Origin of the sequence: uncultured Algoriphagus sp. (genome assembly GCF_963974835.1) — a bacterium.
In the GTDB taxonomy this organism is placed as follows: domain Bacteria; phylum Bacteroidota; class Bacteroidia; order Cytophagales; family Cyclobacteriaceae; genus Algoriphagus.
The window spans coordinates 88466-101490 of record NZ_CAXBET010000009.1 but is presented as its reverse complement, the minus strand read 5'-3'; the positions used below and the strand labels follow the sequence as shown (position 1 = coordinate 101490).

Here is a 13025-nt window from a genome sequence, read left to right as displayed (position 1 = left end):
TTATGAAAAGAAGGGATGGATACCGTAAGGATTTTTGGCTGACCATTGTCGGTGGAAGCATATTAGTGATTCTGGTAATCATTTTGGGTGTAAGCTTTTTCAAAGCAATATCTGAAGCCGAAACAAAATCAAAGAGGGAATTTTTAAGGAAACAAACAGAACTTGCTGCTACCGAAATAGAAATCGAAATGGTTAGGTTTGGTGAAGATGCAAATCACCTAATCGAATTTTTGGAGGATGAGGACTTAGACAGTGATGATTATAGGGATGATTTTACTAATTCCGCCAGGCGGGTGTTCAATAGCTATCCCGATCTTATAGACACGGTTTGGGTGAATCTCAAGGATTCTGTTATCTATTTGACTAGAACAGAAAGAAACGATTTTATACGAGGCAAATTGGAAGGCAGTGTCCCGCAGAAAAATGATAGGGAATTTTTGTTTAAAACCAAAGGAAGGAATAATGGATTTGAGCTTACTTTTTCTCTGAATCCTGTAAAGTTTACCAAAGCTTTTGTCACCCATTATTATCTGAACAAAGGAGGAAGTAAACTACTGATGCTGGGAGGAAAGTTGGAAAATCTGGATCCGGGTCCAAAAGAGAACATCCTGACAATAGATAGTGAGTCACTGAATCAAATTCAGAATGATGTGGAGATTGGTATAATTGGAATTTATGAGATCGATTGGGTAAAAGGTGAGGATGGAGGTGAAGGAATATTGGTTCAGTTTCCATTCAATTTTGGTGACTTTTATGAAGATGCCTCTCTGTTGTTTGTGATAGAATCTGAATCGATTACAAGTGGTATTTATAGTACTTATTTATTCCTATTTACAGGCTTCGTAATTCTGTTGATTGGAACTGCCGTGTTTTTCACATTATCGCTTCAGAATAACTTGGAGTCCAGAAAATTACTAGAGCAAAATGCCAATGAGATTTCAGAGCTATTTGATCAGCAGAACATATTATTAAAGGAGCTTCGCGGATTTGTTTATTTCCACAATTACAAAGGAGAAATCACAAGAGTAAGTGACGAGGTGGAAGATATTTTGGGACATTCGAAAAAAGTTTTTCTGGAAGCATTTAAAGAGGAGGAAGGTAATCTGGATGCGCTGAATGTCAAAGAACTAGTCAAAAATGCAGTGAGTCAGCATAAAACATTTATTGATTTAGAATATGACTTTGTAAAACCAAATGGGGAGAAAGTCAGGCTTAGAATTTTTGAAAAATTAGTATTTGATAAAAACGAAAGATTCAATGGAGGACTTGGTATCTGTACTGATGTCACGGATCAATTTCTCAGCAAACAAGAATTGATAGAAAGCGGAAAACGTCTCCAAAACTTAATTGACAATATTCCCGATATTATATTCTCCTATGATAATGACGGGAAAGTGCTTGAGTCCCATGCAATTGATCAAAGATTTTTAAACTCCACAGATCAATCTATAGTAGGGGAATCCCTTTTTGATTTAGTTCCTCAAAAGCAGCGTGAGCAAACGCAGTTCGCATTCAACCTGGCTAGAAAAACTGAACAGATTCAAACGGTGGATTTGCAAGTAAACTCCAATCAGAGAAATCAATATTTTGAGATGCGTTTTTTCCCGTTGGACAAAAAAAGAATGATGTCAATTGCTAAAGACATCACTAGCCAAAGGATATGGGAAAAGGGACTTGTAGAAGCTATGAATGCAGCAGATCAGGCTAGCAGAGCCAAGTCGGAATTTCTCGCAAATATGAGCCATGAGATCAGAACACCGATGAATGGACTTTTGGGAATCATAGATTTACTCGATCAGACCAGTCTGGATGCTGAGCAACTCCAATACTTGGAAATCATCAAAAACTCCGGAAACTCATTGTTGAATATAATCAAGGACATCCTTGATTATTCTAAAATTGAAGCAGGTAAAATTGACATTAACTCGTTTGTTTTTTCTCCCTCCGAAGAATTGGATAAGCAAGTTCAAATCTTCTATGGCCTAGCCCAAAAGAAGGGAGTAATAATGAATGTTGAGTATGAGCCTATCGCAAATGAGTTGATGGAGGGGGATGTAGAAAAAATCAATCAGGTAATACTCAATCTGGTAGGTAATGCGGTAAAATTCACTTCTAAAGGTGGGAAAGTTTTGGTGAAGCTTGACCTGGAAAAAATCTCGGGTGAGATTTATTATCTCAAATGCAGCGTAAAGGATAGCGGTATTGGCATTCCAGCCATTGAAATTCCTAGGCTTACTGATCCGTTTTATCAGGTGGAAAGTTCAAGTTCCCGAAGCTATCAAGGTACCGGACTTGGTTTGGCAATAGCCAAGAAAATTGTAGAACTGATGGGTGGAGAGCTTACTATTACTAGCGAACTGGGAAAAGGCTCTGTATTTTCATTTTCAGTGATCCTTAAAAAAGCCCCTTCTGAAGTGTCAGAATCTACCTCCAACGATCATCCAAAACGAAAAAATTGGCTTGGAATGGCTAAAGAGTATCCTATGAGGATTCTTTTGGCTGAAGATAATGATCTGAATCTGCAGCTTATGACCCTTATCCTTCATCAATTAGGATATGATTTTGAAGTGGCAAGGAATGGCAAAGAAGCAGTAGCAATGGTTATGAATAAAGAATTCGATGTAATTCTGATGGATGTCCAAATGCCTGTACTAAATGGACTGGAAGCTGCCAAAGAAATCAGGGAAATGAGCGAGAAAGGGGATATTTTTATTATTGGATTGTCAGCGAATGTTTTTGATGAGGATCAGAAAAAAGCTACTGAAGCTGGAATGAATGATTATCTGACTAAGCCAATTCGTCTTGCTTCCCTGGCTGAAAAATTAAAGGAATACGCTCTTAAGGGTCAAATTAAGAATTCAGTATTTAAGTGATAAAAAAGCCGGTTTTTAAAGCCGGCTTTATATTTATAGAGGAGTATTGATGTCAAATGCTTCCAGATAATCTGAAACCCGCTTAACAAATTTACCGCCCAGCGAACCATCAACTACACGATGATCGTAAGAATGCGAAAGGAACATTTTGTGTCGTATAGCTATTACATCACCTGTTGGAGTTTCGATTACAGCTGGTTTTTTCACTATAGCACCTACAGCCATTATTGCGACCTGTGGCTGGGGAATTATTGGAGTACCCATCACATTACCGAAAGAACCTACGTTTGATACTGTGTAAGTACCACCAGCCAGGTGATCCGCATTTAATTTATTGTTTCTCGCAAGGTTTGCCAGCTCGTTTACTTTCTTCGAAATCCCTACTAGGTTTAATTGATCAGCCTTTCTAATCACGGGTACGATAAGATTTCCATTTGGAAGAGCGACTGCCATACCTACATTGATATCCTTCTTTCTAATTATTCTATCTCCATCCACGGAGATATTGATCATTGGAAAATCCCGGATTGCTTTTGCTACAGCCTCTATGAAAAAAGGAGTGTACGTAATAGATTCACCGAATTTAGCTTTGTAATCCAACTTGTGCTTCTCTCTCCATAAGACAATATTAGTCATATCAGCCTCTACGAAAGAAGTAACGTGGGCCGAAATCTGCTTGGATTCGATCATTCGATGAGCAATCATCTTACGCATGCGGTCCATCTCGATGATCTCATCTTCTCCGGACACACTCACCTGTACCTTTGGCGCAGAAATGGATGGGATAGCTGTAGTATCTGATTTTTTGGAGCTAGTTGTTCTAGATTCGAGATAGGTCAGCATGTCCTGCTTAGTTACTCTGCCATCTTTTCCAGTTCCCGGGATTTTTGCAAGTTCGGCTTTAGATATCCCTTCTTCTTTGGAAATGCTCTGAACCAGTGGGGAATAAAATCTATCATCACCCAACGAACTTGATTTTTCAGTGTCTGATTTATCAAATAAAATTTCTGTATTAGCAGGAGCACTGGTTAAAAGCTCGTCTTTTTTATTACCATCGGACTCGCTTTTATGAGAGGCTTTTTTTTCTTCCTCAGCTGTCTCGATGATAGCTATCGGGGCGCCTACTGCGATTACATCCCCTTCTTTGGCAATAATTTGCTTCAAAATCCCTGCATGAGTAGAAGGAACTTCGGTATCTACTTTGTCTGTAGCTACTTCCAGAACAGATTCATCCTGTTCGATAGTGTCACCCTCATTTTTAAGCCAGGTTAATACTGTGCCCTCTATGATACTCTCGCCCATTTTGGGCATCAGCATTTCTACAATTGCCATGGTTATGATTTAATGATTTATTGGGTTTATGTATAAGTTTTAAAATTAAATTTTATGAAACAGTATCACAAACCTTTTAATAGAAATTTTATTTGTTATTTCTCCAGAATACAAACTCTCAACAAGTTCAATATTGCAACTGCTGTCAGTTGAATATTAAGCATTCTGTCTTTTGTTAACTGCAGCTTTTTTGTTTCAATAAAACCTTCCCCAGCACAAGCTATCCAAATTGTACCAACAGGTTTTTCTTCTGTTCCTCCATTGGGTCCAGCTATTCCGCTACTTGCTAACCCAAAATCAGCTTGAAATAATTCCCTAACTCCAGATGACATCTCTCTAACTGTCTCTTCGCTGACAGCTCCACGCTCCATTAAGGTTTCAGCCTTCACATGTAAAATTTCACTTTTAAATTGATTGTGATAGGGGATCACACTACCTTGAAAGTAGTTGCTACTTCCGGAAATGCTGGTAATGAGATGGGAAATATAGCCTCCGGAACAGCTTTCTGCCAAAGCAACTGTTTTATTATGTAAAGATAGAAGCTTGCCTATTGCCGTCTCCAGTGATTCTGAATCATAGCCATATACGTACTTTTCAATACTTGGTAAAACTAGGTCAATTTGATGTTGAATCTGGCCTTCAATTTCCATTTTATCGTTCCCAAAACCTGTAAGCCTTAGCTTGACATGGCCTAACGAAGGCAAGTAGGCTAGCCGTATATTAGTTGGAAGTGCATTTTCCCAATCTCTGATCAGATCTGCCAGCCAGCTCTCACCAATTCCCACTGTTTTGATCATACGGTGAACAATGACAGGTAGGGGGAAAAGTGTAGGTAACTTTGGTAGTACAAAGTCTGTCATCAGCTTTTTCATCTCATGCGGTACGCCAGGCATGGACATCCAATAGGTGCCATTGCGCTCAAACCACATTCCAGGAGCAGTGCCAACTTCATTTGGTACATAGGTGCAGCACGCTGGTAGATGGCCTTGAAGAATATTCAGTGGTGTAATTTCTCTTCCCCTTTGTATGAAAAACTCTGTAACTGCAGCTACCGCTGATTCATTTTCAACTATAGGACAATTAAAGTATTCCGCCAATAGTGGTTTTGTCAAATCATCCTGTGTAGGACCAAGTCCACCAGTGATCAAAATGATATCCGCTCTGGCCTCAGCTGACGCAAAGGCAGCAAGTATATCCTTTCTATCATCACCCACAGTAGTTTTTCTGACAACTTTGACTCCCATTAAATCAAGTTCCTGACTAATCCAGTGGCTGTTTGTGTCTACTATTTGACCATAGAGCAATTCATCTCCAATGGCAATTATTTCGGCTCTGACTACTTTCATCAGTTTATAAAGGATTTTTAATGATCTGTCCGGTATCTATCCAAGGTGATCTTGCAGGATTTTTTCATTTTCTTTTTAGGTAACATTTGAATGATATTAGATTTCATCCAATTATCTTACCTCTGATTTACGGAGGATTTTTGTGAAAATAGTAGGGACAAATCGTTTAAGATATATTCCCATTGTTTCTTTTCCTCCGATATAAACTTCTTCCTTTTTTTTCATAAGTGAGAGAAAAATCTCCTTTGCACAATCGTCAGCACTCATCCCATTTTCCTGAGCTTTGTCCATCTCATTGAGAGGACTTCCATCAGCTGTCAGTGCATTTTTAGAAACGTCAGTCTTAATAAAGCCAGGGCAAATCATGGTCACAGCTATACTTTCTTCGAAATGCTCTAAACGGAGGGATTCAAAAAAACCATGCAGTGCATGCTTTGCAGCAGCATAGCTTGATCTAAAAGGTGATCCAAATTTTCCTACAAGCGAAGAAATCACTCCAAACTGACCGGATTTTCTGGCAATAAAATGGGGTAGGAGTGCCTTCGTAAGTGCCACGGTTCCAAAGAAATTAACTTCCATCAACTTACGGTCAACTTCAATCGGAGTATCCTTGATCAGAGATCGCTGACTGATTCCTCCATTATGCAGCATCATATCTATATGACCAAAAGAAGCGATTGCCTCCTTTGTTTTCTCTACAAAACTTGCCTGATCGATTAGATCCAAAGGAAGTACTTTACAGTTCTCAGGAGAAACACTTGATCGCTTGACCTTTTCCAAAGCTTCTTTGTTTCTAGCCGAAAGGATGACTTGATATCCTTCCTTTACAAATTTTAGCGCACAAGCTTCACCTATTCCTGAGGAGGCACCAGTGATCCAAATTACTTTTTTAGACATGCTGCTTTTGGATTCTTTCGTAATTGACATAAGTGAAAGCGTACTGGTGGCGTTCGTCTGCAGGATGAAATTCTGAGAATGTGACTTTCCAGTCTTCTTTATCAAATTCCGGAAAATAGGTGTCTCCTTCAGGGGTGGCTTCCACTTCTGTGAGTACTAGTTCATCGGCAATCGGCAAAGTGTGCTTGTATAGCTCTCCTCCTCCAATTACAAAAAGCTGATTTACCTCCTTCCTTTGACAAAATTCTAATGCTTTTTCCAAGCTCTCGAAGACATAATGTCCTTCCGGAACTTTGTAATCCTGATTTCGGGTAATGACAATATGTGTTCGATTTGGAAGAGGCTTACCCAGAGATTCAAATGTCTTCCTTCCCATTAAGATATAGTGGTTAGAAGTGATTGTTTTAAATCGTTTAAAATCGTCCGGTAATCTCCACACTAAGTCATTATTTTGACCTATGACATTATTGGTAGCCAATGCAGCTATTAGTGATATCTTCATGCAAATGCTTCTTGCCTTGAAGATAACAGGGAAACACCCTGGAAAAAATAAATAAGAGCAGAATTACTTCTGCTCTATTGAATTCATAATGTTTGGATATTCTGCCAGCGTAAAGGTTTTATTTGTAGTCTCATCTATCTCAGTCACTTTCATATCTATTTTGCCACTGTCTTTGGAGGTAAAAGTCATTTCCATAAAATTTCCTTTTGGGAGGTCCTTGAAATGTTTCGCGTACCTTTCTTGAGCTTTTGATGTCATCATGGGACTATTCGCTCCCCAAAAGGAAGTGTAACCTCCGATAGGATCTTCAGTCACCCAATAATAACCTTCACCATCTTTACTTTTGACATGATATTCCTCACAGGAGTAGCCCAGAATGTCTTTTGTATTGCCAGTTTTTTCTAAGGTAACATCTTTGTCCAGCGTGGTTGTATCCATTTGGGAGTCGATCATATCTTCCATACCATCTAAGTCAAGTTTGTAAGCAAAGCTTGATTTCTCTCCTTTGTTATTTAAAAAGAGAACTGAAGCCTGATTTTTCGCATCAAAAACCATAGATGTAGATGCTTCCGCATTTTTTGGATCGATGATTTCTATACCAGTGAAGTCAGTAGTCTTTGCTAAAAATGATTTCATCAAAATTGGATCCTGGGTTTTACCCTTTTCGTCTGTACTGATCATTTCCATTACGACATGACCAAAAAATGAATATTCAGATTCAGTGTCAACCGGTTCCCCTATACCTTTCATGATGCTACCCATATCAAACCCTCCGGCACTGCTGGAAGAGTCACTTCCGTACATATCCGAAAACAATTTCTCTAATTGTTTTTGGGTCATTTTGGAAGCTTCGTCTTCTACTTTCTTTTCTATGGCTTTTTCTATTCCACGATTTGCAGCATTTTGAATCTTTTTAATGAATTGGGCTTTTGATGGAATTGAAATGCAGAAAATAAAAACTAGAATGAATAAATTTTTTAAGACGCTCATCGTAAGTTATAGTTTAAAAATTTGAAATTAGTATACTACAAGTTCTTAAAAACCAGTAAAAAGTGAAAATGAGAGCAGATTTTATTTGTTACAAATCAATTAGTATAAAGGGATCTTTTAGTAATTATTAATAACAGATTTCCGGTATAAGTACCAGTACCTGACAATCGGAAAGTAAGAATTTTGACATCTCAAATTATTACTGATAAGCAAACTAGCTTTTCAGAATTTATAACCTCTAAGCAAATCATCAACTTTCATTCGTTTTTTTCCTTCTATCTGAAGTTCTAGTATTTCCAAAATGCCATCGCCAGTCTGAACTTTTAAATAAGTTTTATTATCCGTTTGTAGTTCACCAATTGCTTTGTTGCTGTTGTGATCTGATGAAACCTTGGTCTTGAAAATTTTGCAGATTTTCCCGTCAAATTTTGTCCATGCTGCCGGATAAGGGGATAGACCACGCACTAAATTATGAATTGATTCTGCAGAATTTGACCAGTTAATTTCTCCGGTCTCTTTGAAGATTTTCGGTGCATGGTGAATTGCTTGAGACTCATCCTGAGGTAGTGACTGCACTTTGTCTGCGGCTATATCTTCAACTGTCTTTAGGACGAGTTTCGATCCTACGTTCATCAATTTTTCATAAACAGTCCCCAAGTCATCCTCATCAAGAATAGCAACTTTCTCCTGATAGATTATGCTTCCAGTGTCTATCTCGTGTTTAAGGAAGAATGTGGTAACTCCTGTTTCCTTATCTCCATTGATAATAGCCCAATTGATTGGCGCAGCGCCACGATAATTAGGTAGGAGAGAAGCATGAAGATTGAAAGTGCCTAAAGGTGGCATATCCCAAACTGCTTCAGGAAGCATTCGGAATGCCACTACGATCTGTAAATCTGCATTTAGGGCTCGAAGTTTTTCCTGAAATTCAGGTGATTTTAGGTTAGTTGGTTGGAGTATGTTTAAATCCATCTTGAGCGCAGCTTCCTTCACTGGTGAAGGAACCAGCTTCTGACCACGTCCTTTTGGCTTGTCTGGTGCAGTTATTACACCCACTACATTCCATCCGCTTTCTACTAATAATTCTAATGCAGGGACCGCAAATTCCGGTGTGCCCATATATATGATTCGAAGGTTCTTATTCATTGTTTTTTCTATTTCTGTGAAGTGGTTCTAAGTAAAGATCAGCACTTGGCAGAGGAATATTAATTACTAAGATTGGCGCTTGGATTTATTAGAATTTATATGACAAAACTCAAAAAATAAATAAAGGGAGTAAGTTTCATTTGCTTCATGCTATTTTGCGGTCTGATCGAACAAATTAAAGCAGTCCTTTGAACCTTTCCTATTTCATCGCCAAAAGAATCAGTTTTAAGAAAGCTGGGGGATTTTCGGCCACCATACATAAAATTGCAGTAGGAAGTCTTGCCTTGGGACTGGCTGTTTCTCTCATTTCCTTTATGGTTTTGGGAGGTTTTCAGGAGACAGTTTCTGAGAAAGTCTATGGATTTACCGGACACTATCAGGTACAGCGATTTACGATGAGTAATGCGTTCGAGGAGGCTCCTTTTTCGCTCAATTCTCAGTTTAGTGAAACGCATCAGCTACTACCATTTATTACGAAGGTTCAGTCATTTGCGCACAAAGCTGCTTTGATCAAAGGAGATGAGGAAGTGGAAGGGGTTATTATGAAAGGTGTCGGCCAGGATTTTGACACAGTAGGATTCAAAAAATATGTGATTGATGGACGGATGCTTCATACTCCTGATGAGGGAACAAGCAATGAAGTCATGCTGAGCCAGTTTATAGCGAACAAGCTTTTACTTAAAGTAGGAGACAAGATCACTTTGTATTTTGTACAGGACCCTCCTAGGTACCGGAGAGTGGAAGTTGTCGGGATATTTCAGACTTATCTGGAAAATTTCGATGAAAAGATAATTATCGGAGAACTTCAAACTATCAGAAATCTTAATAATTGGACAAAAGATCAGATTGGCGGAATGGAGATTTTTGTAGATGACCACAGCAAGATCGATTCCTACACGCCAAAAATTGAAGAGCTAATGGATTTTGACCTGAAGCTAATAAGCAGTCAAGACAAGTTTTTGGAAATCTTTGACTGGCTAAAACTTTTAGATAACAATGTCTATGTATTTATAGGGCTGATCGGTTTTGTAGCAATTTTTAATATGGGAGCGATTCTCTTTATTTTGATCATGGAGCGCACCCAAATGATTGGTTTGCTTAAAGCTCTTGGCTCTACCAACAAGCAAATTAGAAGCATATTCTTTTGGAATGGAATCAACATTCTCCTGAGAGGGCTGATTATCGGCAATTCCATAGGGCTTGGAATTGGGCTGTTGCAAGACCAATTCAAATTAATCCCATTAGATGCTGCTAGCTATTACATGAGTTACGTGCCAATTGATTGGAACTGGCCTGCTTTTATACTCATAAACCTTGGGATCACCTTATTGACAGCTGCTGTTCTTTGGATTCCTGTTATGGTAATCTCCAGAGTAGACCCTATTCAGTCAATCCGTTTTGATTGAGTTGGTAAGGGCTGAAAATACTTTTGATTTTCATTAAGATCACTCCAAATCCAGCTTCCTTAAAAATCCCTGGGCTCATTTTTGAGATTCCTTTAGTTCTATCTGTGAAAATAATAGGGACTTCAACAATTTTAAAACCAAGCTTCCAGGATGTGAATTTCATTTCAATCTGAAATGCATATCCTACAAAGCGAACCTCGTTAAGTTTTATTCCTGCAAGAACTGATTTATGATAGCATTTAAATCCTGCAGTGGCATCTTTTACAGGCAGACCTGTTATGAATTTTACATACACACTGGCAAAGTAAGACATAAGAACTCTGCCCATCGGCCAGTTCACTACATTTACTCCTGTGATGTACCTTGAGCCAATAGCTAAATCAAATCCACCATCTACACATGCAGCGTATAGTCTAAGGAGGTCATTTGGATTGTGTGAAAAATCCGCATCCATCTCAAAAATATAATCATATCCTCTTTCCAAAGCCCATTTAAAGCCAGTGATATAAGCAGTTCCCAGACCTAACTTTCCTTCTCGCTCTAGTAAATGAAGTCTTTGAGGGTAAGTGTTTTGCTGTGATTTTACCAGATCGCCAGTGCCGTCCGGACTTCCATCATCAATGACCAAAAGCTCAAAACCACCGGATAGATTCATTACCGCTTGAATCATCTCAAGGATGTTTTCTTTTTCGTTAAAAGTTGGAATTAAGACTAGTTTTCGATGATCCATATTTTGGGCAAAGGCCAAAAGTAAGCCTTAAGACCGATTTTTGAAGAACGGTCCATGTAAATTTTGGTTAAAGTATAGATTTGGACAAAATATATACAATGAAGCAACACGTAGCAATTCTAAGTTATTTTTCAGTTGGAGCTTACGACTCTAACACTGTGGATGAAAATCAGATTCTCTCCGACATACTTACAGAATTGAATATTTCACATGAAATTGTAATCTGGTCAGATCATTCAGTTAACTGGAATCGCTTTTCACTTTTACTATTTAAATCTACTTGGGATTACTTTGACTTTTATCCTGAGTTTTTGGCTTGGTTAGATGATATTAAAAAACTGGGGATTCCTACATTGAATAATTTGGATGTCATTCTGTGGAATTCCTCTAAGAAATATCTGTTGGAAATTGAATCTAAAGGGTTCCCCGTCATTTCTGGGATGATTTTGGAAAAAGGGAGTCATATCTCACAAGAGGAAATAGCCACAAAAACAAAGTCCGAAACGTGGGTAATAAAGCCATTAGTAAGTGGAGGTGCAAAAAAGACCTTGAAATTAGATCGAAAAAATTGGAATACTCACGCAGATAAAATCCAAGATTGGGTCACTGAGGAATCTTTTTTAGTACAACCTTTTATCAGTGAAGTAGAAGAGATAGGTGAATATTCCTTAGTGTTTTTCAATGGCAAGTTTTCTCATGCAGTTTTGAAAACTCCATTAAAAAATGATTTTAGAGTGCAACACTATTTTGGAGGAACCATCAAATCCATCGTACCATCTGAGTCCATGCTTGCATCATGTCAAGAATTGGTACAGGAATTTACCAAAGATTGTCTCTACGTTAGAGTGGATGGAGTGGAGATAGCAGGGATATTCTACCTTATGGAACTGGAATTGATCGAACCTTACTTGTTTTTAGCGGTTAGTGATCAGGCTATTAATAATTACAAAAATGCTCTTGCAGACCGAATAGTTTAGGAAGCGCAACGTTCTACATGCTCCTTAGCATATTGACTTCCTTTGTTTGCAGCATTTTGGATCAATGTACAACCATCAGTATCGCCCAGATAAGTCATGCACATGCCTTTATGAGCCATTGCTTCCAGATGATTTGGATCTTGTTTCAGCACTGCGTCAAAATCTTCCATCGCCCATGTCAAATAGCCAGCGTTCATATAGGCAAACCCACGGTTATACCTACCAATCAAATTGTCTGGTTCATATTTGACGTACGAGTTGAAAGAAGCCGCACAACCTAAGGCATCACCTTGAGAAGCAAGTGCCATACCTGTGTAGAAATACACTTTAGCATAATCAGGTTTCAGTTCTGCCGCTAATCTTAGAAATTCTTCTGCTTTTTTATACTTCTTAGTCATAAGCATGGTACGACCAAGGAGATAAACTATTTCAAAATCGGGATCGTCCTGAAGTGTAGCTGCACGGAGGATGAGAAGTTCAGCTCCTTCATAGTCTTTTTTATCGAAAAGTTGCTTTGCCAGCCCCGCATATGCATGCGCGTAAGTATCATCAATTGATATGATGCGTTCATAATCTTTCTTTGACTTTTCTAATTCTCCAATCTCCTCATAGCATCTTGCTCTCATGTGTAGAGCCTTTATATCAGTCACATGAAAAAATAGATATTGATTCAGGTCAGAGATCGCATCATCATATTTCTTATCGTTAAAAAGATGTTCTATATTTTTAATGTTGCTTGAGCATGAGCTAGTTGCGGACATTAATAAAAGAATAGTCAGGGTACGTAAAAGTCGTTTCATGACTAAAAGAACAAAAAAAACAGGAT

General features: G+C 38.4%; 11 protein-coding genes. 3 read left to right on the top strand and 8 right to left on the bottom strand.

Annotation, left to right across the window (positions count from 1 at the left end):
- The first annotated feature begins 2 nt into the window (after positions 1-2).
- A complete protein-coding gene (locus AACZ73_RS16515; protein WP_339879545.1) occupies positions 3-2873 on the top strand; it encodes an ATP-binding protein in 2871 nt (956 codons plus the stop codon).
- 33 nt (positions 2874-2906) lie between these two features.
- Here the strand turns inward: AACZ73_RS16515 and AACZ73_RS16510 are convergent, their stop codons facing one another.
- The 6 genes from AACZ73_RS16510 to fmt form a co-directional block, all read right to left on the bottom strand.
- Complete coding sequence (locus AACZ73_RS16510; RefSeq protein ID WP_339879543.1) at positions 2907-4205, bottom strand: dihydrolipoamide acetyltransferase family protein; 1299 nt, start codon at positions 4203-4205, stop codon at positions 2907-2909.
- A 95-nt stretch (positions 4206-4300) separates the two neighbouring features.
- On the bottom strand, positions 4301-5551 hold the full coding sequence (locus AACZ73_RS16505; RefSeq protein WP_339879541.1) for a competence/damage-inducible protein A: 1251 nt from the start codon (positions 5549-5551) through the stop codon (positions 4301-4303).
- Between the two features lie 111 nt (positions 5552-5662).
- Positions 5663-6448, bottom strand: coding sequence for an SDR family oxidoreductase (locus AACZ73_RS16500; RefSeq protein WP_339879540.1), 786 nt, complete (start codon positions 6446-6448; stop codon positions 5663-5665).
- Positions 6441-6950, bottom strand: coding sequence for a dihydrofolate reductase (locus tag AACZ73_RS16495; RefSeq protein ID WP_339879538.1), 510 nt, complete (start codon positions 6948-6950; stop codon positions 6441-6443). Before AACZ73_RS16495 ends, AACZ73_RS16500 begins: the two co-directional genes overlap by 8 nt.
- A 63-nt stretch (positions 6951-7013) precedes the next feature.
- Complete coding sequence (locus AACZ73_RS16490) at positions 7014-7940, bottom strand: DUF4412 domain-containing protein (RefSeq protein WP_339879536.1); 927 nt, start codon at positions 7938-7940, stop codon at positions 7014-7016.
- Positions 7941-8162: 222 nt separating this feature from the next.
- Positions 8163-9086 carry a methionyl-tRNA formyltransferase gene (gene fmt, locus AACZ73_RS16485; protein ID WP_339879534.1) on the bottom strand — a complete coding sequence of 308 codons (924 nt, stop codon included), beginning with the start codon at positions 9084-9086 and terminating at the stop codon, positions 8163-8165.
- A 188-nt stretch (positions 9087-9274) separates the two neighbouring features.
- On the opposite strand from fmt, the gene AACZ73_RS16480 reads away from it, so the two are divergent.
- Positions 9275-10492: an FtsX-like permease family protein gene (locus AACZ73_RS16480; RefSeq protein WP_339879533.1), complete on the top strand. Its 1218-nt coding sequence runs from the start codon at positions 9275-9277 to the stop codon at positions 10490-10492.
- Here the strand turns inward: AACZ73_RS16480 and AACZ73_RS16475 are convergent.
- A complete protein-coding gene (locus AACZ73_RS16475) occupies positions 10467-11222 on the bottom strand; it encodes a polyprenol monophosphomannose synthase (protein ID WP_339879531.1) in 756 nt (251 codons plus the stop codon). The two genes, AACZ73_RS16480 and AACZ73_RS16475, sit on opposite strands and share 26 nt — an antisense overlap.
- A 98-nt stretch (positions 11223-11320) precedes the next feature.
- On the opposite strand from AACZ73_RS16475, the gene AACZ73_RS16470 reads away from it, so the two are divergent.
- Positions 11321-12199 carry a glutathione synthetase gene (locus AACZ73_RS16470; protein ID WP_339879530.1) on the top strand — a complete coding sequence of 293 codons (879 nt, stop codon included), beginning with the start codon at positions 11321-11323 and terminating at the stop codon, positions 12197-12199.
- On the opposite strand, the gene AACZ73_RS16465 is transcribed toward AACZ73_RS16470, so the two are convergent.
- On the bottom strand, positions 12196-12999 hold the full coding sequence (locus tag AACZ73_RS16465) for a tetratricopeptide repeat protein (protein WP_339879529.1): 804 nt from the start codon (positions 12997-12999) through the stop codon (positions 12196-12198). The genes AACZ73_RS16470 and AACZ73_RS16465 overlap by 4 nt on opposite strands.
- Between the last annotated feature and the right edge of the window lie 26 nt (positions 13000-13025).

Excerpts from the sequence above, each read along its gene's own strand:
- AACZ73_RS16515 (WP_339879545.1), top strand. The coding sequence starts at position 3 with ATGAAAAGAAGGGATGGATACCGTAAGGATTTTTGGCTGACCATTGTC.
- AACZ73_RS16510 (WP_339879543.1), bottom strand. The coding sequence starts at position 4,205 with ATGGCAATTGTAGAAATGCTGATGCCCAAAATGGGCGAGAGTATCATA.
- AACZ73_RS16505 (WP_339879541.1), bottom strand. The coding sequence starts at position 5,551 with ATGAAAGTAGTCAGAGCCGAAATAATTGCCATTGGAGATGAATTGCTC.
- AACZ73_RS16500 (WP_339879540.1), bottom strand. The coding sequence starts at position 6,448 with ATGTCTAAAAAAGTAATTTGGATCACTGGTGCCTCCTCAGGAATAGGT.
- AACZ73_RS16495 (WP_339879538.1), bottom strand. The coding sequence starts at position 6,950 with ATGAAGATATCACTAATAGCTGCATTGGCTACCAATAATGTCATAGGT.
- AACZ73_RS16490 (WP_339879536.1), bottom strand. The coding sequence starts at position 7,940 with ATGAGCGTCTTAAAAAATTTATTCATTCTAGTTTTTATTTTCTGCATT.
- fmt (WP_339879534.1), bottom strand. The coding sequence starts at position 9,086 with ATGAATAAGAACCTTCGAATCATATATATGGGCACACCGGAATTTGCG.
- AACZ73_RS16475 (WP_339879531.1), bottom strand. The coding sequence starts at position 11,222 with ATGGATCATCGAAAACTAGTCTTAATTCCAACTTTTAACGAAAAAGAA.
- AACZ73_RS16470 (WP_339879530.1), top strand. The coding sequence starts at position 11,321 with ATGAAGCAACACGTAGCAATTCTAAGTTATTTTTCAGTTGGAGCTTAC.
- AACZ73_RS16465 (WP_339879529.1), bottom strand. The coding sequence starts at position 12,999 with ATGAAACGACTTTTACGTACCCTGACTATTCTTTTATTAATGTCCGCA.